Origin of the sequence: Massilia sp. KIM, assembly GCF_002007115.1 — a bacterium.
Taxonomy (GTDB): Bacteria; Pseudomonadota; Gammaproteobacteria; order Burkholderiales; family Burkholderiaceae_D; genus Telluria.
The window spans coordinates 434,134-456,625 of record NZ_MVAD01000001.1; the positions used below are offsets into that span (position 1 = coordinate 434,134).

The following is a 22,492-nucleotide window of genomic DNA, read 5'->3' on the forward strand; positions in this document are numbered from 1 at the left end:
CCTCAAGTCTTGACGTAGCCGAGCAGGCCAGATCCGTCGACTGTCTGAACCGGCAGTTTAAACAAGGTATTGGTGTCGTATTCGACGCGATAGGAAACCACGTAGGGCGCAGCCTGGATGCCCACGGCCAAGGTCAAACTGTCAGCGCTGAATGCGACGCTGTAGGCATTGCCGAGTGCAGGGGTCGGGCTTGGAACGGCCGTGAAAGCGTCACCGTTGCGCCGATACAGTAGCAGGCCGCCGACAGTAGCTGTCGAGTTGCAGGTAGCAGCCAAGAATTCGCCATTCGGACTGAAGGCCACACTCCAGAGTTGCGCCAGTCCACTTGGCGTGACGGGGTTCCCATTCACACGCGAGAACGAGTCTCCGTTGCGCTTGTAGACGAGCAAGCCCGAGTCTGCAGCCAGGGCGAGATAGTTCCCGTCGTAGCTGAATGCGACACCACGCAAATTATTCGTTGGGAGAACATCAGGGTTTGCGAGCAGTGTGAAGACGTTGCCGGCGCGCTTATAGATGAAAATGAAAGGCGCCACCGTAGTCCCGACAGCGAGGTAAGTTCCATCGGGGCTAAATGCCACGGACAAACCATTCATTCCGGATGGCGGCAAGCCGGCAGGGTCGGAGAGCTTGGTGAAGGTGTCGCCACTGCGGCTGTACAGAGCGAGCCGCCCAGCCAGGTTGTGCAATGCCACGGCGAGGTAGGATGCATTTGGGCTGAACGCTACCGCATTCGCCCCATTGCTCGGCTGTGTCGGGTCAGCCAACTGATTGTAGGCATCGCCACTCTTCTTGTGAATCTTGAGGTACGGCGATGCGGAGCTTGCGGTCGCAAGGTAGGCCCCGTCAGGGCTAAACGCAACGGCATTCACCGCCGGCGCGTTGCTGACTACGCTGCCGGATGTGAACTGCTCGCTCGCGGTCCGCTTGTACAGTCGCAGACTGGCCGACGGTGCTGTGGGCAATCCAAGCGCAAGATACAGGCTATCCGGACTGATGGCGACGCCGGTGACCGAATAGCTCGGTGGGCTGCTCGGGTCCACCATTTTGCTCGTCGGGTATTGAATTGGCAGCAGCGCCGCCAACGCGGTGTAGCTCGTCCGGAGGTAAAGCCCGCCATCCATCGGTAGCCAATCCGGCGTTGTATAGTCCTTGCGCGCGGTGACCACCACGTCCCCAGTCGTGAACTCCTTCATGTTCACCACCCCGGTGCGGCCGTTAATGCTGATGACTGGACCGCCAGCGACGCTCGCGAGCGCCTGGTTGACCGCCTGTTTTGCCTGCTGCGCGGTCGTAGCGCTTTGCGCTGCCTCGGTCGCGCTTTGCGCCGCAGCATTCTTGCTTGTCAGGGCGCTCGCCGCGTGGCCAGCGGCGTCCTGGGTAGAAGCGGCCGCCGCCACCGCCACCGCCGCCGAGTCGCTCGCAAGGGCCGCTTTCGCTGCCGCCTCGAGCGCGTTCAGATACGCACTGCCAGCCACAGCGACGATCTCGCCGTTGAACTTCGTAGCCATGTGCGTACCGAAAAGGTACGCCTTGTTGTTGTAGGAGCCGTCCGCCCGATCGGACAAAGCCGGGAACGGCGGGATAGCAGTGGTTGGTGGAACAGGTGTAATTGCCATCAGATATTGCCTTCGACTTTAAGGTTCAGTGAGGCTGCGCCGTGGGAGTCAGCTCGGATGCTCCCGGTGACAAAGCCGAGTGTGTTGAGGTACCCATAATTGGGGAGATTCACCGCTTCGAACGGCACCGCGATATCGATGATTTCACCGAGAATCGCGTCGGCGTTCATCGCCTGATCAGCCGGGAGCGCGATGGTGCAGCTAACCTCCCGGCTGCTCGCACGCCTCACGATCTTGTAGGTTCCATCGGCGTTGTACTGACGAAGCGTGTAGCTCTTCCTGGTCGACTGTGCGCCGTACTCGGTGCCGCCGATCTGGCCAGTTCCGATAAAGTGTCGCCAGTCGCCCAACTTGATCGTGCCGATAGCGACCCGCGCACCAGGCGCCGCAGAGATCGTGATACTCACCTGGGCGTTTGGCGCGAGCGGGATGTCGTCGAACGAAAGCTGATCGATGGGCAGCAGGTTGGAAAAGAGCAGCTCATAGAAGCCAACAGCCTGGCTGTACAAATCACCCGACCATTCGCGGACGACAGTTCCACCTGGTGCGTCGCGCACGATGACGCTGTAGCTCGAGCCTTCCATGCCGTAGATCTTGATGCCGTTGAGGAATCCTGGCTCGATCACATAGGTTAGCGACGTGGTGCCGATGACCTTGGTATTCGAGTAATCGTCGAATGGAGCCATCCTGTTGGTAGGGCCTTCGCGGTACCAGTAGGTCACGTCGACGTCTGGTGTGGTTGGGCGGCCGGTATGAGCCAGTTTGCAACCCCACACCGAACCCTTGTAGGTGCGGCGGTCATTGACGGCGTAGTTCGTGTTAGCGGTCCACGCCACTTCGCCATTTGCCGTATCCGGTTCTGGGATGGTCGTCCCAACCTTGAGCATATTCGCCGTGACACTGATCGGCACCATCACCCTGGCGGTGGTCGTCATGCAGTTTCCTTCACCTGTACGATGTTGATCACCTCAGCCCTGAATGCGTTTCCGCCTTCAGTGACGTTGTCGAACTGGCCGGCGAGTTGCTCGACATGTCCCTCCGATCGCTCGTTGGAGTTAGCTGACCTTTCCGCTGCTTCCCGCAACCGAGCGACTTCGCCACGCAGCGCAGTGACCTCGGCCACGAGCGCGGCGTTCGCCTCTGGAGGATTGCGCAGCGCGTCGATCAGCGAGCGCGTGCTATGGATGCGCGACGGACCGGTTGCTTCCAGCTCGACTGAGTCCTCACCTACCATCCGAATGCCGCCATCGTGCGATCCGCCGTTGACGAACGCCGGGATACGTTTGGCCTTGCCCTCGCTGCTGTTCGCCAGCTCCTTTTCGATGTCCGCATACGACATTCCGCTGCTGGCCGCCTTGAGCCAAAACTGCAGGCCGGCAGCGTCAGCCTCTCGACCAAGCGTGCTCTTGTACAATTTCTTCAGCTTGGCTTCTGGCGAGTTCGCGATCGCACTTGCGATATCGGTGACCGAGGTGCCGCTCTCTGCCTGCTCTTGCCAGTACTTGAGCCCTGCAGCGTCCGGTGCGCGCCCCAGCGAGGCCTGGTACGCCGCAGCGATGCCGGAGGTCGCGTTGACGACCGGGTTCGCCATCGCTCCTTGGACGGCCTGGCCGAGGGCGGTGAGCGCCTGGGCAACCGATAGCACTGAGGTGTCGATGCCCTTGAGCGCGTCGATCTGCTGCTGCGCGGCCTGCAACATCGAATCGAGCTTCTTGGACTCGTCCTCCAGCGCCTTGAGCGAGCGCTCCTCGATCGTCAGCGTCGCATCGGTGGCATCTGCCAGGGCGGCAATGTCACCCTGAGTACGGTAATAGTCCCTGAGGTAGTCTTTTTGGGTAGCGTAGAGGGCCGAGGCGTCCTGCCCGACGACCGAAAGTGCGTTACGCAGCTTATCTGCGTCCGGGAGGGGCCCGCCGGCCTTCGCAATCGCAAGCGCCGCTTTGATCTGAGCCTGCGCCTCCTGCCGGCTCTCGAGCGCCTGGCCAGGTGCGGTCGCGCTCTCCAGCGCGCTTCGCAGCGCTGAGGACAAAGCCTTATGCTTCGAGATCGATTCCTGCTGAATCGCGATGCGGTCCTGAATCAATGCCTTCTCGCGCCCCACGGCAGCCTGGAGCACATTGAAGGCCTGGTCGACATCACCGAGAAGGCGCGACGCTTGTTCCTTCTGCTGCTGCAGCTCTTCCTTGAGCTTGTCGACGGCCGCCGCCGCGTCGTTCGCCGCTGGATAGACCTGGGCAAACGCTTCGGCTATCTTCATCAGCTCAGCGTAAGTCTTAACACCCTTGTCGTTCGTCAGGTCGAGTCCGAGCACGAGCGACTTGAACTGGTCTCGGGTGACGACGCCGGCGTAGCCCAGCTCGGACATCTTCTCCGTGACCATGGCCAGGACAGGCGCATTACGTTCGGCTTCCGACAGGAAGTTCTGCTGGAAGAACCCGGCATTACGAGCGAACGCTTCGACACCGCCGGACAGCTCGAGGAGGCGCTCGCGCGCGGCGAGCGACGCGACGCCGACGGAGCCGAACCTCATCCCGATCGAGGTCAGGACCGTATCGATGGTCGCGTAGTCGACGGCCAGGCGCTGTAGGGTCGAGCTGGCCAGCTCGCCCTCCTTCTGGAAGTCCTTCAGCGAGGGCAGCAGCTCGACGGCGATGTTGTTGCCGACGCCGATGAAAAAGTCGGCCACGGCCTTTTTGTTCGCCTCATCATCCTTGCCGAGGGCGATGGACATGCTCTGCGTGCGCGTCTTGATCGCGTCCGCGTTAATGCCCAGCACCGTGGCAAATTCGATCGAGGAGGCTTTGATCGCGTCGTAGCCTTGGGTGTACAGCTTCGCGGTTTCGGCATCAATCGCGGGCGTGTCGACGCCCCGCTTGGTGCTGCGGAAGAGGCCGCCTTTCTTCACCCAGGCCGAATCCAACGTCCCGGAGAAGCCACCATCAGCGCCAAAATTCCCGTTAATGGTGGTGCTCGTGATCTCCTTGGCCTTGCGCCCGAACAGGCGGTTCACGGCTCCACCGAGGAAACCACCGAGCGCGGCGCCAACCGGACCACCGAGGAGAGCGCCGATCGCGGTGCCGACGTTGACTGAAGTGTTTCCGGAGCCGCCTAGGGCGGAGTATCCGCCTGAGATCAGTCGCCCGCCGTACACGCCGACAGCCGCGCCGCCGAGGTAGCTCGCGGCTGTCCCGGCAGCCTGCGCAAACGGTGTGACCGCCTGGCCGGATGCGGTCGATAAGCCCGACGCGGCCGATGGGTAGTAGCCGGCCGAACTCATCACGCTCTGCACGCCACTGGCCACCGCGTCGCCGAGGCCGGCGAAGCCGGTGGTGATCGCCGAGTAGGCATTCTTCGCGGCCGAGACCATTCCTACGATGCTCGACAACCCGGATCCGCCCGATGCGCCTGCAGCTTGCGCGACGCTCCCGATCGCGCTGCCACCGCTGATGGACGCCCCGATGTTGAAAATCCACTGCTTGACGGTCATCTGGTACAACAGTTCCAGAAGGCCATTCTTCAAGGTATCGCGCAGCCGATCGAAGGCGGACTTGCCCGAGTCGAAGATGCTGATGAAGGTATCGTGCGCTGTCTGTTCGATCGAACCCCACAGCTTGCGTTCGGCGTCCAGGCGCGGCTTGGCCGCCTGGTTGGCGTACCAGATGTCAAACTGCTCCTTGAGCGCGCGTTGGGCTTCAGTACCCTCCTGGGCCAGTGCAATGCGCTCGCGCCATACGCTGGCCTCGATCTCGAGCAGCGCAGCAGCACGAGTTCGCTCGTCGGCGATCGACTCCGCGGCGAAGCGCCTGTTCTGCTGGCGCAGTTCCTCGGCCGCAGCGAGCGCCTGCCGCTGGCCCATGATCGCGGCGATGTCCGCCTTCCTGGCCTCGGCCTGACGCTTGATGCCCTCAACCTCAGCCGCGCTGAGGGTCTTTCCTTGCTTCTGCAGGTTGGCCAGGAACTGACGCAGCTCGACGTCGACCTTGAGCTGCTCATTGGCGATGCGGCGCGCTTCACCGCTCACGCCCATCAGGCTAACTTCGTCCTGCAGCGCGGCGCGCTCGGCGGCGCTGTTGCTTGCCCAGGCGTTCGCCTGCTCTTTCAGCGCTTGCGCGGTGGCGTAGGCCGACTCGGCCAGCTGGTTGTCGGCCGACTGGATGATCGCGCGACGCTCCTCTTCCAGCACCTTGACCTGGGCGAGATACTTCGCGCGCTCCTGGACGTCGCCAGAGCCGCCGGCAATCTTTCCACGCTTATTGACACTCTCGATCTCGCGTTGCAGATCCTGGAGCTGCAGGTCGCGTTTCTGGGTGATGAACTGGGCCTCGGTGACGAGCTGCCGCTTGTGGCGGCTCTCCAGTTCGGCCAGGCTTTGCGCGGTCTGCTCCTTCTCGAGGGCGCGCTGCGCCTCGACCGCCTGGATGCCCAGGTTGTTTGTCTCAGCGTACTGCTTGCGGATCGCGGCCAGGCGCTGGTTGATCTGTTCCTGAGGAATCCCGGCCGCGTCACCCTCGTTCTGGGTTTTGGTCAGCGCGCGATCGCGCTGCTGGGCCTTGGTGAGGTATTTGTCCTCGTCGGCCGACCATTTTTTCCTGGCGGCGTCCCGTTCCGCCTCCTGCTTGCGCTTCGCCGCAGCATCACTTTCCGCTTGAGCGCGTGCGCGCACGCCATCGATCTGACGCTGGTTCAGGTCGAGCATGGCCTGCACGGAGTCGATCTCCCGCGACAGGTTTTGACGGCGCGCCCGCGCCATACGCTCCTCAAGCCGGCCGCGCTCCTCGAGAAGCGTACCGATCTTCTGCTGGTTGCCTTCCTCTCGCCCCATGGCGAAGTCGATCGCCGCGTCGACGGCGCCCGAGGCCGCCTTCTTGATTCGCAGCCAGCCACGCTCCCAGTCGGTCAAACTGTCCAGAACCTTCTGCCGCTGCTCGAGAACACCCTTGGCGTACGCCTCTTGCGCAACCTGGGCGGCTTCGGTCATGCGCCCCTGGTCCTGCAGCGCCTTGACCTGCTCGTACGTCGAGGCAGTGATGAAATGGTACTTCTCGTCGATCTTGTCCAGGGCGGACAGCGGGGACTTGCCAAGGCTGGCGAACTCCTCGGCCGTATCGGCGACGCTACGCCCGAGGACACGCTGGGCCTCGACGGCAACGGTGCCGAACTCGCGCAGGTTTGCCATCGAGACCTGGGCGGTCGCGGCCAGCTCGGTGATGGCCATAGCAGCCTCGCGCTGCGAGCCTGCCACCTTGCCGATCTGGTCGGCGACGTCTGCCATCTGCGACACCGTCGCGCCGGCGACGTTGTTGGTCAGGGCGAGTGCCCGAGCGTAGCCCTGGGCCTCCGCTTCCCCGGCATGGTACGCCAGTGTCAAAGCGGCCGCAGCGGCGGCGGCGAGCATCCAGGGGCGGTAGAGTCCCCGGATCGTCTCACCTAACGCCCGCGCTGCGGCGCCGGCGCTGCCGAAACTGTCACGCAGCTGGCCACCCTGCTGCAGGAACACGGTGAGGGGCGACTGGCCACCCTGCAGCGAGGTGACAATGTCTGTCAGCTGGGCAGGCACCTGGCGCATCGCGTTGTTGAGCTGGGCCTGGCTCATGCCGAGTTGCTGGGTCGCCTGGTTGGTACCACGCAGGGACTGCTGCACGGCCTGATGGCCGCCGGCGATGCCCGCCAGTTGGGAACCTTGGGCGGCCAGCGTACTGCCCAGAGTAGTCTGGGCGCCCTGCAGGCCGCTCACCTCGCGCCGCTGGCGAGCCTGCGCCTGGCTGACCTGGTCGAGGGCTGCGCGCTGGCCACCGATCGTGCTGGTCAGGCGCTCCTGGGCCGCCTGTAGGCCGGCGGAACTGCCGGTTTGCTGGCTCTGCGCCTGTGCGGCCTCACGCGCCGCCTGGCTGAGCCGCTGCTCGACCTCGGCCAGTTGCCCGATCGCGCCGGCCGCCGTACGGCTAGCCGAGGCTGCGTCGTCCATTGCTGAGGTGTTGGCGGCCTGGCTCTGCTGGGCGCCCTGGAGCGCATCGGCGACCCGATTGGCGGCGCCGGTCAGGCGCTCATTGGCCTGGCTAACCTGGTTGATCGCATCCGCCGCCGCCCGATTGCCGTTGACGTTGATACGGATGCCATACTCGACCTGGTTGCTCATGCGATTTACAGTTCCTTAGCTTATTGGCGCCGCGCGGCGGCAGCTTGTCGTTCGCGCTCGCGCTGCTTTTCCTTGCGTCGCGCGACGACCGCTTCGTTGAAACCGGTCAGTGCTGCGTCTTCCATCGCCTCGATGTCGGCGATGATCCCCGGCCAGTCCTTCTTCTTGACTCCCTGGGAGGTGCGCAGCATGCCTTCGATGTTGGGGTAAGGGATGCCGGTCATGATCAGCTCGTTGTCCGGCATGGCGACGAAGTTCCACTTGTTCTGCAGCCGGCGGAACATTTGCCAGATCGGCAAGTTGTCGGCCCAGATCACGTAGACGTCTTCGTCGATGTCGGCCTCTCGAGGCGCGTCCGCGATTTCGTCTTCGATGCCGAGAAGCGCTAGCTCCTCGGCCACCTCGGCGGGGATGGCGCGGCGAGAGACCTTGGGGGTGGCGCCGCCGATCCACCGGCCCCACAGCTCTGCGGCGCCTTCTAGTTTTTTCGTTTGGCCGTCTTCATCGAGTCGAAGAACGAGACCACCAGGACGGCGCGGGTCGGGCTGATGTTCTTGACGATGGCGAGGTTTTGCTCGTTGAACTCCAGGGGCTCGCCGTCCTTGTCCAGCACATCGGCCCAGCCGACCATCACCCGGTCCAGCACCTCGTCATCGGTCAGCGGCTCTTCACCTTCGTTGAGCTTTTCGGGGTTCAGGCGGCGGTACAGGTCGTCCAGCTCCTCCTGGGGCAGGCGCTTAAATTGCGCCTTGAACTTGTATTCGGTGCCGGTGCCGTCACCATTGGGCACCAGAACCTTGATCGGGGTAAAGTAGGTCTGATTGACTGCGCTGATTTGGAACATGGGATACCTCGAAGTGTTGCGGTTTAATTGGCCCCTTGCGGGGCGGATCGGTTACGGGACGCGAGGCTTACAGCAGCGTCAGTGCGACCTCGTCGTTGCCGGCGACCGGGGTCGGTTCGAGCTTCAGGCTATAGGCTGCAATGCCCTCGACCTCGGTGTAGGAGACGTCGGCTACGCGCGCCTGCAGGTCGTACCGCGCTTTTTTGCCGGCGGTGCTACCGTGGGCCACGCTCACCGGCACGACCTGGTTGCTCTCGGCCAGCGCGAACGGGTTGAACGCGGCCAGCGGCGGCGCCAGCACAGTGAGTGACGAGTTCGGCATACGGTCTGTGATCTCGATGGCCAGGTGCGGCCCCGGCAGGTTCAGCCGGCTGATCTTGTTGCCGAGGTCGAAGTCGAAGGCCGACCAGGACAGGTCGACGCCGTTGACGGAAGCGGCCTGAGTGTTCTTGGCGTTAACGCCTTCTTCGGTCTGCCAGCCGGTACGCGTGACGGCCGGCAGCGGGCCGACGACCGGGGTCACGTACAGCGCGTCGAACTCGAAGGTCAGCCTCGGCGTGTCCTGCTGGGCCATGGTCCCTTTGCAGTTGCCGCGCATGCCGGTGAGCTTGTGCAGCACGCCATCGATGTACATGTAGCCCACCACGCTGGAGTGGTTCTGGCTCACCAGGTTATAGGCGACCGAAGTGGTGGCCACCACGGTTTGCGCCATGCCGCATCCCAGAAGAGGCGCGGAGAACTTCGGCGCGGTGCCGGCAGTTCCCGAGCCGACCAGGGCGACGTCGAACGACAGCTTGGCCCAGATGCCGGTCACGACGCTGCCGGCATTACCCATGTAGGGCAGGATGATGTCGCGTTCCTTGCGAGTCATCTCCATCGGGGTCAAGTTGACGTTGCGCGCCTCGATCCAGTTCGTGGCGCCATCGGGGGTGTTGTCAACGCCGTATGCGGTCTCCAGCTTCATGAGCAGGACTTTGTTTTTCCACAGGCGTGGTTGCGTGAGCAGGTTAGGCACGGGTGCGTTCCTTCCGGGTGGTGGTCTCGCTCGCCTCGACGGTGGCCGGCGCGGCTTCGCTGGCCGGCTCGACGGTGGCGGCCAGGGTCGCATCGTCGCCTGCAGGGGCTTCGACGCGGGTGCGGGTCTTGGTGGCTGGGTCGTAGACATACTCGCCACCCTTGCCCCAGTCAGGGCAGTGGATGAGGTCTTGGACGGCGATCGGCGCCGGCTCGTTGACCTCGGTCTTGTCGTTGTCGTTCACAGAACGCTCCTGTCGTAGTAGGAAGTGGTGAAAAGGTCCTGCCACCAGGCGTGGCCATCGCGAAAGGCCAGCAGCTGGCCTGCGCCGCGCTCAAGGGGCGCGATCGCCGGATCCGGCGTCCAACCGTAGATCTGCTCGCGCACCTGGCGACGCAGCACCTCGAGGTCGTTGCCGGCGCCGGCGCCGGTGGTGTCACCCAGGTGACGCACGACGAGGACGACGCCGATCGACGCGGTCACCTTCTGCTGCATCACGTCCGATGCGATGCTCGGACCTGGTTGCTCCCGCATCGGTATCACGAAGCAGGCCGGCGTCGCCTTGGGGTTGTTCTCGACCGCAGCCTGGAAGTCGATCGCGCCGCCCACCAGGCGAAGTTGCGGCACCATGGTGTCGATGCGCTCGATCAGCTGGTTGATCATGGGCGGCCGCTCCGTCCGAAAAGCCGCTCAGTCGGCGCCAGCATGACGACGGTGTCAGGCGAGTTGCCAGGCACCGGCGCCACCTGCTGCAGGACGACCCGGCCGGCCGCCACATCGCGAAGCCAGCTCACCGCGTCGACGTACTGCGCGCGTGCGTTTTCGGTCACCGCGTCGCCCAGGAGCTTGTACCGAGCGATCGCGCAGGCGTAACCCACGAGCGCCTCCGGCACCTGGGCCAGCGGCAAGGCGTACTTGCTGGCCAGGTAGCCGTCGATCATAGAGGTCGCGTCGCGCACGATGTCGCCCAGGCCACCGGCCGGCAGCATGGACAGGCGCTGCGCCACCTCTTCGATGCCGTAGCGGCGCTCCAAGGCCGCTTGATCGACGTAGGGCATGGTCAGAAGTCCTCGCCGTCGTCGTCCAGGTCGACCAGGTCGACCACCAGCATGGGATCGGCGAGCAGCGCTTCAGCCTGCTCTTGGGTCAGCTCAGAAAGCGCGATCACGATCGGCGTGGTACTCCAGGCGCGACCAGCTCGGCGGAAGCCCGCCTGCTTGGAGGTCACCTTGAGACCAGGCGTGCTTGGGAACACGGCTGCGGCGATCTTGTCGAAGCTTTCGCCAGAACCGGCCGCCGCGTCCGAACTGCTGTTTCCGCTGGAAGTGTGGGAGCCAGCCTGCTCCCCAGCTTGGGTGGCCGCGTCCAGGGGCGGGGCTGCGGCCGATTCCTCCGGCAGGGTTCCCGAGTTCGGCTGCTGCGTCGCCGCCGAGGTGGACTCGCTGGCCCCGGCCGCCAACACGTTCTGCGCGTCCTGCTTGGTCGACGCGTCGGCGGTCTCGCCCAGCGTCTGCGAGCTGCCGCTCACCTGCTCGCCGGTTGCTGCCTGGTTGACCGAGCCCGGAGCCGTCTTCTCTTCGACTTTGCCGCCGTCCTGGGCTTGCGCGGCTTGCGCTTTTTTTGGCATTTTCTAATCCTGGTGGGTGGGTCGAACATCCGCCCAGGCGGGCGGATGTGTGGTCAGATCAGGTTCAGGCGACGGTGCCGTCCGAACCGTAGGCGAGCTGCCAGAAGCCGTAGCCGCCGGCCGCGCGCGCCTCGGCGCCGAACTTGTACTTCTTGCGGCTGAACACGTCGTCCGACTGCGGGTCGACCTGCTGCACGAAGACCGGTGCCTTGCGCTCCTGGTAGACAAACGGCTTGACCGGCTTGGTGGTGTCGAGCAGGAACCATGCGGTGCGCGATTTCAAACGCGCGTCGACACGGACCACATACGCGCCCTTGAACGGGTTCGGCTTGCCGTCCTCCAGGCGGTCGGCCGTCATCAGGGTGTTGGCCACGGCCTTGAGTGCCGGCGGGACCATCAGCACGGTCGGCTTGATGTTCAGCGGGCGACCTTCGTCGTCCTTGAATTCCATCATTGCCGTTTCGGCGGCACCCAGGCTGTCCAGGGCGGCCTGGTAGCTGGCCGCGCTCAGCTTCTTGGTTCCTTTGTTGGAGATCGAGACGTCGTTGCCGTTCTCGTCCTTGCCAGGGTGGTCGGTGTCGAAGAAGTACTGGCCGTCATAGCAGACAGTCGTGAAGCCGGCGTTGACCACGTCGGCGATGATCTCGTCCGGCAGCTGGGCCGCCGAGTCGCCGGCGGCGGTAGCCTGCGGCTGGTAGATGCCGATGTTGTCGTCCTCGATGTCGTTGCGGTCGACTTCGACGGTCGCTTCGAAGTCGTTGTTGACGATCACGTATTTGAAGGCGGACAGGGCCTTGACCGTTTTTTCGCCGATCCACTGGCGCATACGGGGGAACTTCGACAGCCAGGCATAGTCATTCTGGCCGGTGGTCGACGGCACCTTCATGGCGATCTGTTCCCAGTCGCCCTTGGAAGCGGCGAAGGCGTTGTTGTAGGTCGTCTTGAGGCTGACGAACAGGTTGGTGATGGTTTCGCGATTGACGAGCATTTCGTTTCCTAGAGGTTCAGGGGGCTTTTGTGGCGGTGACCTGCTCCGCCGGTTCGGTGCTGCTGGCCGGATCCGGCGCGCTAGACTGGCGCCGCCGACCTCGCGGCAGCCCAGGCCACCGCGCCAGCGCGTACACGGCCAGGCTGAGCAGCATGCAAAGCCGCATACCCAGGAAGAGCCAGAGGGCCGTGTGCGCGTGGTCTTTCATGGTCGGCGGTTGTTACTCGATCCAGACGCCGTCGACCTCGACCGCCAGGAGCTTGCCTGCAGCCGACCGGGTGCCGGTGCCGTTGGTCTTGGCCACGGTCTGGTCGTCGACGATGTAGACCACGTTGCCCACGTCGGCCTGGGCGACCGGGTCGCCAGCGTGGTTGGCGAACTTGAACGCCTGCCGGCGGCGCACTGCGACGGTTTTGGCACCATCGGCGCCGCCGGTGTTGTCGCAGAATGCGTTGGCGCGGCCCTGGTAGCGCAGCGTGGTCGACACGGTGCCAGGCACCAGGAAGCCGGCGGCGTTGATGGCGACCAGGGCGCCGGCGAAGATCTTGGCGTTCGCGGCGACCGGGAATACGACCAGCTGGGCGTCCTTCATCGGGGTGTTTCGGGATGCGGTGAGTGCAGCCATATAAGTCTCCAGTTGAGGATGAGGCCACGCTTTACGCGCCGGCGACTTCCTTCAGGGTTTTGAGGTAGTCGGCTTCGGACACGCCCATCACGCGGCACATTTCCTTTTGCGAGGCCGACAGGGCCGCCACGCCGCTGGCCGGGACGGGCGGTTGGGTGCGGGTCTGCATGCTGCTCAAGGCCGCGATCGCCGGGGCCGCGTCCAGGTAGGCCGAGAGGCCCGCGATGTCCTTGGCGCCGTACTCGCGCGCCCAGGCTTCCTGGGCGGGCAGCAGCTTGCCCGAGGACAGCGCCGCAGTGACGATCTCGTCAACGCGGTCTTTGCCCTGGGTAGCGGACAGGGCGGCCAGTTTCTCCTGCAGGGCCGTCATGGCGCCGATCGGGACGTACTTGGCCGGATCCGGCGTCGTCGACGACAGCGCGGCCATCACCTGGCGTTGCGACACCAGGTAGTCGACCAGGCTGAACGAAGCGGCGGCGGTCGCCTCCGGCTCATCCTTCTTGAGCTGGTCGACCAGCTTCTGCAGGTGGGCGGTGATGTCTTCGGCGGGCGAGCCGACCGGCAAGTTGAGCAGCCAGCGGAGCTGCTCCAGGAGTTCTTCCATGGTGTTGTCCTCGGAAAGCGGGGTGGGTGGAGAAAGCGAGAAGTGCAGCGCGGCGGCGGCGAGCAAGACTTCGCCCATGCCGTCGATCGCGGGATTGTTGGTGACGGCCGCCATATATATAGAGGTGACGGCGCCGGTGGCCTTGTCGTAGCCGATGACCGGAGAGATATAGCGGTACTCGCCCGCGTCGATCATCTCGACGGCGCGGTCGGTCCATTTCACGTCGACGGCGAAGAGTCCCTGGCCTTCGCGCCACTCCAGCTGGTGGAACCAGCCGGCCGCCGGCGCCGGCTTACCGTTTTGCTTGATGAACAGCGTCTGGTGGTCGTAGTCGATGACGTAGGGGTTCTTGCGCGACTTGGCCGCCTCGATCAGGCGCGCCGCCAGCTCGGCATCCATGTACCAGCCTGGGGCATCATGCGGGCGGCCGTCCTGGCCGGCGAACTTACCGGCTGGGAGGAGCTGGATCTCGCGGTTCGGCGTGATGGCCAGCGCGCACGCGGCGATGCCGAATGGCTGAGGTGCGAGGTGTTGAACTGGTCTAGGCATGCCGCTATCGTCGCAACAATAGCCGGCCGGAAACAGACTGACAGGTGTCAGCAGTGCCTTGCGGAATTAAATCTTCTTGGAAATTGCGTTTGCCGCTCGGCACATGATCACGTACCGGGGAATTAACGCGGGACTAACGGGGCTAGAAGCCGTTTTCGTACCGCGTTTGGGGGAATGTGTCACCTTACGCTAGAAAACGCCTGGAGGGCTTAATTTTCCAAATTGTCAAACTGCAATGAGCTTCATGACACAAAAGGACGAATTGCCAATCACATGGCCGCTGCGGAATTAGAGGACGCGATTCGTCGTCAGTTCGAGCTATCGCGGGGCCTGCTCGCCGAAACCGGCGCCGACGTGAGCAGGATGTCCTGTCCAGCCGGCGCCTAATATATAGGGCTTAAGCTACGCGTTAACCTTTCGGCGGTCGCTGAGTTACTAAAGCGCCTATTCCTTGCCGGGCAGGATGTTCAATTCGCATGGGCGCGGGCGGCGGTGCGATACCGCTTTTCGCTACGTGAAGCCCAACTCGCTGTGAATCCCTTAGGCTAGAGATTCCGTCTTGCCGCACCGAGTTCGGGCAGTCGACACTCGATTGAGTCTGCTGGCTCTCTTCAGGTTTTGGGCAGATCCCTTGCGCTGCGGCGTTTTCGTTGGTCGATTTCATTGATATATCCTTTTAAATGAAGTTGTTTCGCGTATAACCGGCTTTCATAAATGCCGGTTTGACAACCCTCTCCATCCTCAATTCGCCGGGTACACCGGTCTCGATCCACTCTTATCAACGAGCATGCTGCTGCTCTTTGAGTTATCGGCTGGTCTAACACTGTCTATGCTACAGCCTTCCGGTTAAATAGTCGTTTCCACTAGGAATCAAAGCGAAAATAAATCCGTTTTGCTGGCGCAGTCCCAGTTCGTGATCACCAGCTCGCTGCTCGTTGCCGGCGCGCCGTGGGCGTTAGCGACCGAGTATTTAATGTCCAGCTCGAGGAAGTACATTCCCTCGAAAACCTTGCGAATGTCAGGGTGGTCGTTGATGCTGACCATGACCTTCGCCTTGCAGGTCCGCATGCATTCGGCCATGTCTCTGTAGTTCTGGAAGTCGAAGTCGACGCCGTACCCCTCCGTCTCCCAATATGGCGGGTCCATGTAAAAGAAGGTGTGCGCGCGGTCGTAGCGTTTAACACACTCCCGCCAGGGCAGATTCTCGACGTAGGTTCCGGCCAGGCGCAGGTGCGCGGCGCTCAAGTTCTCCTCGATCCGAAGCAGATTGACCGGCGAGCCAGTCGTCGCCGTGCCGAAGGTCTGGCCCTCCACCTTGCCGCCGAAGGCGTGCTGCTGCAGGAAGTAGAACCGCGCTGCTCGTTGGATGTCGGTGAGCGTCTCGGGCTTGGTCATCTGCTGCCACTTGAAGATTTGCCGGCTCGAGATAGACCACTTGAACTGCCGTACGAACTCCTCCAAGTGGTGCTGCACGACCCGGTAGAGGTTCACCAGTTCGCCGTTGATGTCATTGATCACCTCCGTCTTGGCAGGATAGGCGCGCAGGAAGTACAGCGCGGCGCCGCCGCAGAAGACCTCTACGTAGCACTCGTGCGGTGGAAACAGCGGCAGGAGCTTGTCGGCGAGGCGGCGCTTTCCGCCGATCCAGGGGATGATGGGTGTTGCAGTAGGGTACATGTTTCTCCGTGTTAAAATCCGGCCGCCTCCGTACGGGGTGGCAGAGCCTTGGCGAAGCATGCAGGTCAAGCTGCGTGCCGAGTGGCCGGCCTGGTGTTCCCGCACCAGACCGGTCGCTCTGTTTCTAAAATGTCATTTATCAGCGACTCAGGAACGGGAACTCTCGATAGCAAATCTGGTCGATTTCCCAGAAAAGTGCTTTATCTTCCTCAGGCCTTTTACTGTCTGTATGCCGCGAGATCGTCAGGTAGTAGTTCTGACCATTATGTTTCGCAAAAACAATCCACTCTCCTGTGAGCTTCTGCTGATCCGCCCGTTGCTCAAACTGCTCGACGGTTAACCTTGTGGACAGCTCGCGAAGTATTTCTTCAGTCATCACTTCGCGACCTTGGGCCACTTCCCAGAAGATCTTCTCTATACCTTTCCGTCCGAGCTGGTTCAGCATGTTTTGAGCGAGAAACTGCGGAGCGAAGAAGTGCTGGTGGTACAAGCCTGCCAGGGGCGCGTGCTTAAACTGAGTCGCCGGCTTCATGCCGCACGCGGAACCCGCTCCCTCAAGTGCACGCACTTGGTCGATAACAAAGTTCGGGGCAATCCCGTCAAGGCGGGACATTGCGTAGATCTTCCAAACAAACAATGAGCAAAAGCGCTCTGGCGCGTACCTGGTCAGACCGATTCGCTCAGCAAAGCTCATCAACTCCTTTTCATCCATTGTTTTTTCCCCATCGGGGAACTTGCTTGTGATCGTGAACTTCACCATGCTCCTCTTTATATGACAGTCAGATAGTGTCGCAAGGAGTCAACAATATCCGATTCCTCCGCTGCGTAGAGACTGCCATCTGGACGGATTGGGAAGAAAGGCCGCGCAGGGATGTCTCCCCAAAGGTGGGGAAACTCCGCCTTCCTTCCTCCGAACTGCATCATGAAGGCTTGCGGCGTATTTGACGCTACGACCAGGGCATCGCCGCGTACCTGGTAGTGCATGCCGCGCGCCATTTCGCCACTGGCCACCAGGGGCTTCTTGGCCGGGGCCGCCGCAGCACGCTTGCTCGACCGACGACCGCGCGAGGCGATATAGCGCGCCAGGGTGACCGGGCTATTGGCCGCCCAATGGACACCGTCTGGGCCAACACCTGACCCGAACCGCATCTTGATCCGCTCGACCATATCCTCGCCCAGGGCGCGCAGGAACGGCTCCATGTCGCCAGTGCGCCGGGCCAGCTGGTCGAGCAGCTCGGTCGTGGCCTGATTGCTGATTTCAATTTGTGAAGTCATGAAACGTGCCTATAATTAGCTTTGAGCCGATGAGCTGTGGAAATTCGGAGTCCACAGGCTTGTCCGGTCGCGGTGCTCCCGCTCGGTCATGGATGGAGGGTTTCCGGCCTCCCATCGGCTCACTTCACCACCTGCAGCAGTCCGCCCACGATCCCGCCCTCGATCTTGTCCAGCAACGGCTTGAACGCCGAGACGATCATGTTGAGCAACCCATCCCGCTTTTTGATCTGGAAGTCGAACTCGACCGCCAGTTTCTGGGCGCGGCCGTCGCCGGCTGGCAGGACGTACAGCAGCTTGCCGCTGTTGACGTCGTAGAGCACCTGCAGCGGATTGGCCAGGGCATCGAACAAATCCAGCCATTCCTCGGGAGTGAGCGCATCGCCGGCCGCCTCGTGGCGCTGCGCCTTCTTGCCGACCAGGAGACCATCCTGCACCGCGATCTCGGCGCTGGCCGGCACGATCCCTTTGTTGTCCTCGAGCCAGTCGAGGATGTCGGGCGCGATCGCGCCGACGATGGCCGTTCGACCGCGCTTGACCGGGTCGGCCAGCACGGTGGCCACAAACTCCTGGAAGGCGGCCTTGCCCTCGGCCTGCAGGACGGGCTGCATGGCTTCGTACAGGCGCGATCCGATGGGAGACGCCAGGCGCACCAGGCGCTCGTCGATCAGGGAGCGCAGCGGCTCGGTGGCTCGCGCACCTGGTGCGTAGTCGAACCCCTTGTCGATCCCGACCGGCGCGCCGGTCTTAGGGTTGATCTGCAGGTACCCCTCTGGCGCTGTCCCCTCGCCGGCCTTGAGCGCGGCGGCGTAGGCGCGCGCGTCGACCGCGACCACCCGGCAGTGGCATCCCCAGCCGTTTGGCGGAAAGTGGGTCTTCCAGAACTCGTCGTCATGGCGCAGCACCAGGCCGTTCCATTCCACGTGCAGCGGCCGAGGGTGCTCCACGCCGTCCGCATGCACATACTTCCAGTAGGGCTTGAGCTGCAGCAGCTTCCGGTCGTTGAGCTGCTTCCAGCGCCCGGCCGCATAGCTGGTCGACGTGTTGGTCTGGTAGATGATCCTGGTGCGCCAGGCTTCGCCGGCAGCCGTCCCTTCGCCGGTCCAGCCGGTCCAGCCATGCTTCTTGACGATCTGCTTGAAGTCTTTCCGGAATTGCTCCAGGCCGCTCCCGGTCTCGATCCCCCGCGCCACTGCCGCGTTCAGGTCCGCCAGCAGGTCAGCCTTGGCCGCGCCGGCGACGACGAAGGCTCGGTCGTGCGCCGAGCGCATGATGTCGTCCCAGCGCTCCGTGGGCAGGTTGAGCTTGTTGCGGAAAAACTCGAGCTGCTCAGCGAACGGGGTGTTCTTGCCGACCTCCAGGGGCATCTCAGGCTCCGTCCTGGACGTCCGCCAGACCCTTGAGTTCGGCCAGGGCCAGGGCGGCCGCCATCATCCTGACCAGGTCATCCTCACCTTGGCCGCCGAAGGTGGCGATCATTTCCCGCTGGAGCGCCTCGAGGCTGGTGGCCTGAGCTACCATTGCCTCGATCGCTGCCATGAGCGCCGCCCAGCTGGGCGTGGCGCCGGCCGCGAGCTGCGCGGCGATCTCCTCGACCGGGTCCGCAGCCGGCGCAGGTTCTGGGAACTGCGAGGAAAGACTTGCGCGGCCGGTCGCGACCGGCGCCGGATGTGCTGGTGCTTTGTTTGTCACCTGCAGCACCGGCTCACCCTCCTTCGGCATAGGGATCCGCAAGCGCTCCTGCGCCCATGCGACAGGCACCTGCAGGCCGGTTTCCACGAGCTTGGGCAGCGCGTCGGCGTACAGGGCCACGTCTTCGGGCTCCTCGGTGTTGAACACCAGGCGCGGGCAGCGGCGCAAACTCTCGACGCCGCGGTTCAGCGCAATCAGTGGGTAAATGTAGTCGCGAGTGATGGTCGCGGCGATCTGGCGTGCATCGCTGTCGCGTATGTCGTGGCGCACCTCGTTGTGAACCTTGCCCAGGGCGTGGCTACCGCCGCCGTTTTTGCCGGTGTCGCTGGTCAAGGTTTGGCCGAGGATGCTCTTCGACTCGGAACCTTCCGCCCACTGCATCATCTGCAGGTGCGCCGGCTCGCCGCCGCTGCTGGTAATCTTGACCACTTCCAGTTGCATCTCCGCCGGCATGATCGCGCGCGCGTCGTGGCCCAGGGCGGTGACGGCGCGCATCAGGCTCGCCTTCTCCTCGGCCGTTGCGCCGCTCTGGTACTTGCCGACGATGATCGGCAGACCGTAAGTTTCCAGGAACTCGGCGAAGTCGCCCAGGGCGTACGCTTTGTAAAGGAAAGGCCACACCAAGGTGCGATACAGCCCCATCCGGCCGAGGTAGCCAGTCTTGGCCTTGCCGTGGGTGTGCATGATCCAGCCGAACGGCTGCAGCGCCTCGCCGTCGAGCGATGCCGTCTGCAGGCGCAGCTCCGTGCGTTTGGAATTCAGGCGGAACCACTCCTGCGGGCGCGGATGGATGGTCGGCAGCCACTCGCTACCCTCCCGGCGCCACTCCAGCTCGATCGGCGCGAAACCATGGCCGACACCATCCATCATGGCCAGGATCAGGTCTTCGATCGGGTCGACCGCGTCCTGCAGCACCTCCTGCACCCACTCTGCGCTGGCTTTCTCGGCGGCCGTCGCGTTCCTCGGCGGCGCGATCGTCCACTCGAGCCCGGCCACCGCCGACTTGCGCTTGTCCATCTCGCTGCGGATGTGTCCGTCACGCTCCTCCATATCAGCGAAGATCCGGTGCTGGTCGAGCAGGTCCCCAGCGTCGGCCGCCTGTAGCGTCTGCGCCAGGCGCGCCGGCGTCAGGCCGCCAAGCATGGGAGTCAGGTATTGGTTTTCCAGTGCACCGATGCGCGCCGTCTGCGGCTCGGCCAGGGTGGCCCGGTTGATCGGCTGGCCGAACTGGTCAAGAATCTTGCTCAAAACATCCTCCTCGATTGCGAGCCATGGTCGTCGTCGCGACCGCCGGCGGACGAGCCGCTGCGCGGCGCCGTCTGGATCTCGTATTTGCCCATGCCGCGCGTGATGGCGATATGCCACAGCAGGTGTAGCGCGGTCAGGCCGTCATAGTGGTGATTGCTCTGCGGCTCCGGCCAGGTGTCCAGCTCGGCCAGGAGCTGGGTCAGGCTCGCGTGGAACACGATCCCCGGCATGAGGCGGTCGGTCACGAACGGCTCGATGCCGTCGATCCGAACCGGTGCCGGCACCGTGGCGGTGATGCCGACCAGGGGGAGTTGCACCCCCTGCCGCAGGGCCGCCAGGATGAAGGTCTGCCGCGAATGCTCGTAGGCGTTGTTGTTCTCGAACCCCCAGGCTAGACACTGGAATTCGCGCTGGGTCTTGATCAGGTCGCTCTCGAGCTTAGACGGCACCCGACGCTTGATCTCGGCGTGCATGACGTGCAGCCGCTTCATGCGTTGATCCAGCCCGCCGACCAGGATCGCGGAGGGGTCGGACTTCTCGTTCGCGCCCATGGAAGGGTCGCAGGCCCCGAAGATGAGCCAGTCACGGGAGCGCTGGACCCAGAAAGTGATGTGGCCGAAAACCTTGTCTTCGTCGGTACGCGGGTCGCCTTGCATCTCGGTGTTGAACGCCCTCGGGGCGGTGGCGCGCTGACGCATCAGCCAGAAGAGGCTCCGCACGCTCGGCCAGGACACGACCGCGCCTTCGTCCATCGCGGCCTTATTGGCCAGGTAGAACCGGTGCGATGGAAGGTCGACGTCGGCCACCACCTGTCCGCGCTCGGCGGCGGCCTGGACGGCCTTCGCGTCGTCGTTGCGCATCATCTCTTCGCACGTCGCCCACAAATCCATGTCCTGGGGCAGCTGGGCCAGCGCGCGGAAGTGGTGCACCACGTGGCCGATAGTGCGCTTGGCGCGGCTGATCGGGTCGTCCTTGTCCAGGATCGTGCCGACACCGCAGTACTTGACCGAGCCGTCTGGAGGGCCGAGGTAGTCGATCGCCTTCGTCAGCCACGTCCAGCGGTTCTCGCGCTCGGTCGGGCTTTTGGCCTCGGCGTCCGTGATCAGGTCGTCGCCCAGCAGCAGCTTCGGGCGACTGGCGCCGTGGAAGGTGCCTCGGATCGCCTGCTCGGCGCCGAACGACTCCAGCTTGACCCCGGTCGCAGTGATGACCTCGCCGATTCGCCACATGCTGCCCTGGCCACATGCCTCGGGAAAGTCGAGCGCAAGCGCCGCGTTGCCGGTCAGCTCGGTCTTGACGACTTCGACGAGCTTCGTAGGCAGCTCGGTCTCGGCGCCCAGCAGGATGACGTAGTCAATGAAGGGTGGCGCCACCTCGAGGCTGACCTCCTTGCGGATCTCGGGACGCTGCAGGAGCGCCTGCACGTTGACCCAGCACGGCCCGATCTTGGTCAGCATCGACGACTTCGCCTCACCTCGAGGTGCGATCCACCACTCCTTGACGCCGCCGGCCTGCTGCAGCAACTGTGGGAAGCGCTGGCAGAACTGCGCCTGGAAGAGCGATGGCGTTCCCCGGATGTGGTGGGGGAAGTAGGTGTAGGCGAAGAACTGGAAGTCGCCCAAGAGCACGCGGCGGCGGCGCTCGCGGATCGCGGCCGGCGACGCGTCCAGGCCGGCGGCGTGCGCTTCGATGTCCTTACGTAAAGAGCTGACCAGGTCGGTCAGCTCCAGCTTGAACTCTCTCTGAGTGAGGTCTTTGCTAATCATTTGGCACTTGCAAGGATCTTCGGCAGCACTTCGCCGAATGGCTCCAGGATTTCGACCAGCACTGCGCCATGCTGCGGGTAGCGCGCCTGCACGAACTCGGCCAGGCCGCGCAGCACCGCCATGCCGATCGACAAGGCGTTGGCCTCGGGCAGGAATCGCTTCATGGCCGCCATGCTCTTATGGATGTTGTCCATCAGAGACGACAGGAGGTCGACGCGCTGCAGCGCCGGCATCGCGTCGTCGGCCTTGATGAGGTCGAGGGTCGCGTTGAACTGGACGAGCATCTCGGTCAGGATCTGTTGCGAGAGCTGCTCGATGTCGCCGCCGGCCAGGCTGGAGGCGGTCCGCAGCTTCTCCCAGTCGTCGCCTTCGGCCGCAGCGGCGTCGCGCCAGCGCTTGGCGGTCGAATACGACACGTTCGCCAGCTTGGCCGACTGCTCCAGAGACAGCCGGTCGAAGACGTAATGCTTGCGCACCTTGGCGCGAATGTCGGCACCCTTGGCCATTACATCCCGATCTTCTTCTTGAGCAGCTCGACCAGGATGGCCATGCCGGCCGACGAGCCGATACCGGCGATGACTCCAGCGCGCGCCGCGCCCTTCTCCAGCTCGGCCAGGCGCTTTTCGTGGCCGGCGATGGTCTGCGCCATCCCGGCTGGATCGGTCTTTTCGAGCGCCCTCAGGCGCAGATCGTGGTCGTCGAGGCGGCCGGTGAGCTTTTCATCGAGCGCTTCGACCGCGCTTTCGATGCGCGCCGAGGTTTTGCCCTGGGCTTCGAGGTTGGCTTCGATGCGCCCGAGGATGCGCGCCAGGTCGTTGTTGCTGATTTCCATT

At 63.7% G+C, this 22,492-nt stretch carries 21 protein-coding genes; all 21 read right to left on the bottom strand.

From position 1 onward, the window contains the following. Positions 1 to 2 precede the first annotated feature (2 nt). Positions 3 to 1,616 carry a WD40 repeat domain-containing protein gene (locus B0920_RS02030; protein ID WP_078030925.1) on the bottom strand — a complete coding sequence of 538 codons (1,614 nt, stop codon included), beginning with the start codon at positions 1,614 to 1,616 and terminating at the stop codon, positions 3 to 5. Next, complete coding sequence (locus tag B0920_RS02035) at positions 1,616 to 2,551, bottom strand: hypothetical protein (protein ID WP_078030926.1); 936 nt, start codon at positions 2,549 to 2,551, stop codon at positions 1,616 to 1,618. The genes B0920_RS02030 and B0920_RS02035 overlap by 1 nt, the downstream gene beginning before the upstream one ends. Next, positions 2,548 to 7,752, bottom strand: coding sequence for a phage tail length tape measure family protein (locus tag B0920_RS02040; protein ID WP_078030927.1), 5,205 nt, complete (start codon positions 7,750 to 7,752; stop codon positions 2,548 to 2,550). The genes B0920_RS02035 and B0920_RS02040 overlap by 4 nt, the downstream gene beginning before the upstream one ends. Positions 7,753 to 7,772: 20 nt before the next feature. Beyond that, positions 7,773 to 8,153, bottom strand: a complete 381-nt coding sequence (locus tag B0920_RS25850) for a DUF1799 domain-containing protein (RefSeq protein WP_179119060.1) — start codon at positions 8,151 to 8,153, stop codon at positions 7,773 to 7,775. A gap of 77 nt (positions 8,154 to 8,230) precedes the next feature. Then, the gene (locus B0920_RS25855; protein WP_179119061.1) at positions 8,231 to 8,596 is read right to left on the bottom strand and encodes a hypothetical protein; all 366 of its coding nucleotides are present in this window, start codon (positions 8,594 to 8,596) and stop codon (positions 8,231 to 8,233) included. Between the two features lie 67 nt (positions 8,597 to 8,663). Then, entirely contained in the window at positions 8,664 to 9,611 is a 948-nt protein-coding gene (locus B0920_RS02050) for a phage tail tube protein (protein WP_143745608.1), read from the bottom strand. Then, complete coding sequence (locus B0920_RS02055; RefSeq protein WP_078030930.1) at positions 9,604 to 9,855, bottom strand: hypothetical protein; 252 nt, start codon at positions 9,853 to 9,855, stop codon at positions 9,604 to 9,606. Before B0920_RS02055 ends, B0920_RS02050 begins: the two co-directional genes overlap by 8 nt. Then, entirely contained in the window at positions 9,852 to 10,274 is a 423-nt protein-coding gene (locus B0920_RS02060) for a hypothetical protein (RefSeq protein WP_078030931.1), read from the bottom strand. The genes B0920_RS02055 and B0920_RS02060 overlap by 4 nt, the downstream gene beginning before the upstream one ends. Further along, complete coding sequence (locus tag B0920_RS02065; protein ID WP_078030932.1) at positions 10,271 to 10,669, bottom strand: gp436 family protein; 399 nt, start codon at positions 10,667 to 10,669, stop codon at positions 10,271 to 10,273. The genes B0920_RS02060 and B0920_RS02065 overlap by 4 nt, the downstream gene beginning before the upstream one ends. A gap of 2 nt (positions 10,670 to 10,671) precedes the next feature. Then, positions 10,672 to 11,238 (bottom strand): hypothetical protein, encoded by a 567-nt coding sequence (locus B0920_RS02070; RefSeq protein WP_078030933.1) that lies wholly within the window; start codon positions 11,236 to 11,238, stop codon positions 10,672 to 10,674. Positions 11,239 to 11,302: 64 nt separating this feature from the next. After that, positions 11,303 to 12,226 carry a Mu-like prophage major head subunit gpT family protein gene (locus B0920_RS02075; protein WP_078030934.1) on the bottom strand — a complete coding sequence of 308 codons (924 nt, stop codon included), beginning with the start codon at positions 12,224 to 12,226 and terminating at the stop codon, positions 11,303 to 11,305. Positions 12,227 to 12,446: 220 nt separating this feature from the next. Continuing rightward, positions 12,447 to 12,851, bottom strand: coding sequence for a hypothetical protein (locus B0920_RS02085; protein ID WP_078030936.1), 405 nt, complete (start codon positions 12,849 to 12,851; stop codon positions 12,447 to 12,449). A gap of 31 nt (positions 12,852 to 12,882) precedes the next feature. Next, positions 12,883 to 14,004 (bottom strand): phage protease, encoded by a 1,122-nt coding sequence (locus B0920_RS02090; protein ID WP_078030937.1) that lies wholly within the window; start codon positions 14,002 to 14,004, stop codon positions 12,883 to 12,885. Between the two features lie 870 nt (positions 14,005 to 14,874). Further along, positions 14,875 to 15,681 carry a DNA adenine methylase gene (locus tag B0920_RS02095; protein ID WP_078030938.1) on the bottom strand — a complete coding sequence of 269 codons (807 nt, stop codon included), beginning with the start codon at positions 15,679 to 15,681 and terminating at the stop codon, positions 14,875 to 14,877. 139 nt (positions 15,682 to 15,820) lie between these two features. Continuing rightward, positions 15,821 to 16,441, bottom strand: a complete 621-nt coding sequence (locus B0920_RS02100) for a hypothetical protein (RefSeq protein WP_078030939.1) — start codon at positions 16,439 to 16,441, stop codon at positions 15,821 to 15,823. 8 nt (positions 16,442 to 16,449) lie between these two features. Continuing rightward, positions 16,450 to 16,956: a phage virion morphogenesis protein gene (locus B0920_RS02105; protein WP_078030940.1), complete on the bottom strand. Its 507-nt coding sequence runs from the start codon at positions 16,954 to 16,956 to the stop codon at positions 16,450 to 16,452. Between the two features lie 119 nt (positions 16,957 to 17,075). After that, positions 17,076 to 18,320, bottom strand: a complete 1,245-nt coding sequence (locus tag B0920_RS02110) for a phage minor head protein (RefSeq protein WP_078030941.1) — start codon at positions 18,318 to 18,320, stop codon at positions 17,076 to 17,078. Between the two features lies 1 nt (position 18,321). After that, positions 18,322 to 19,893, bottom strand: a complete 1,572-nt coding sequence (locus tag B0920_RS02115) for a DUF935 domain-containing protein (RefSeq protein WP_179119062.1) — start codon at positions 19,891 to 19,893, stop codon at positions 18,322 to 18,324. Further along, positions 19,890 to 21,659 (bottom strand): hypothetical protein, encoded by a 1,770-nt coding sequence (locus tag B0920_RS02120; RefSeq protein ID WP_078030943.1) that lies wholly within the window; start codon positions 21,657 to 21,659, stop codon positions 19,890 to 19,892. The genes B0920_RS02115 and B0920_RS02120 overlap by 4 nt, the downstream gene beginning before the upstream one ends. After that, a complete protein-coding gene (locus B0920_RS02125) occupies positions 21,656 to 22,165 on the bottom strand; it encodes a DUF1804 family protein (RefSeq protein WP_078030944.1) in 510 nt (169 codons plus the stop codon). Before B0920_RS02125 ends, B0920_RS02120 begins: the two co-directional genes overlap by 4 nt. Continuing rightward, positions 22,165 to 22,491 (bottom strand): hypothetical protein, encoded by a 327-nt coding sequence (locus tag B0920_RS02130; protein WP_078030945.1) that lies wholly within the window; start codon positions 22,489 to 22,491, stop codon positions 22,165 to 22,167. Before B0920_RS02130 ends, B0920_RS02125 begins: the two co-directional genes overlap by 1 nt. Between the last annotated feature and the right edge of the window lies 1 nt (position 22,492).

Excerpts from the sequence above, each read along its gene's own strand:
- B0920_RS02125 (WP_078030944.1), bottom strand. The coding sequence starts at position 22,165 with ATGGCCAAGGGTGCCGACATTCGCGCCAAGGTGCGCAAGCATTACGTC.
- B0920_RS02085 (WP_078030936.1), bottom strand. The coding sequence starts at position 12,851 with ATGGCTGCACTCACCGCATCCCGAAACACCCCGATGAAGGACGCCCAG.
- B0920_RS02065 (WP_078030932.1), bottom strand. The coding sequence starts at position 10,669 with ATGCCCTACGTCGATCAAGCGGCCTTGGAGCGCCGCTACGGCATCGAA.
- B0920_RS02035 (WP_078030926.1), bottom strand. The coding sequence starts at position 2,551 with ATGACGACCACCGCCAGGGTGATGGTGCCGATCAGTGTCACGGCGAAT.
- B0920_RS02060 (WP_078030931.1), bottom strand. The coding sequence starts at position 10,274 with ATGATCAACCAGCTGATCGAGCGCATCGACACCATGGTGCCGCAACTT.
- B0920_RS02120 (WP_078030943.1), bottom strand. The coding sequence starts at position 21,659 with ATGATTAGCAAAGACCTCACTCAGAGAGAGTTCAAGCTGGAGCTGACC.
- B0920_RS02040 (WP_078030927.1), bottom strand. The coding sequence starts at position 7,752 with ATGAGCAACCAGGTCGAGTATGGCATCCGTATCAACGTCAACGGCAAT.
- B0920_RS02130 (WP_078030945.1), bottom strand. The coding sequence starts at position 22,491 with ATGGAAATCAGCAACAACGACCTGGCGCGCATCCTCGGGCGCATCGAA.
- B0920_RS02030 (WP_078030925.1), bottom strand. The coding sequence starts at position 1,616 with ATGGCAATTACACCTGTTCCACCAACCACTGCTATCCCGCCGTTCCCG.
- B0920_RS25855 (WP_179119061.1), bottom strand. The coding sequence starts at position 8,596 with ATGTTCCAAATCAGCGCAGTCAATCAGACCTACTTTACCCCGATCAAG.
- B0920_RS02075 (WP_078030934.1), bottom strand. The coding sequence starts at position 12,226 with ATGCTCGTCAATCGCGAAACCATCACCAACCTGTTCGTCAGCCTCAAG.
- B0920_RS02095 (WP_078030938.1), bottom strand. The coding sequence starts at position 15,681 with ATGTACCCTACTGCAACACCCATCATCCCCTGGATCGGCGGAAAGCGC.
- B0920_RS02105 (WP_078030940.1), bottom strand. The coding sequence starts at position 16,956 with ATGACTTCACAAATTGAAATCAGCAATCAGGCCACGACCGAGCTGCTC.
- B0920_RS02090 (WP_078030937.1), bottom strand. The coding sequence starts at position 14,004 with ATGCCTAGACCAGTTCAACACCTCGCACCTCAGCCATTCGGCATCGCC.
- B0920_RS02110 (WP_078030941.1), bottom strand. The coding sequence starts at position 18,320 with ATGCCCCTGGAGGTCGGCAAGAACACCCCGTTCGCTGAGCAGCTCGAG.
- B0920_RS02100 (WP_078030939.1), bottom strand. The coding sequence starts at position 16,441 with ATGGTGAAGTTCACGATCACAAGCAAGTTCCCCGATGGGGAAAAAACA.
- B0920_RS02070 (WP_078030933.1), bottom strand. The coding sequence starts at position 11,238 with ATGCCAAAAAAAGCGCAAGCCGCGCAAGCCCAGGACGGCGGCAAAGTC.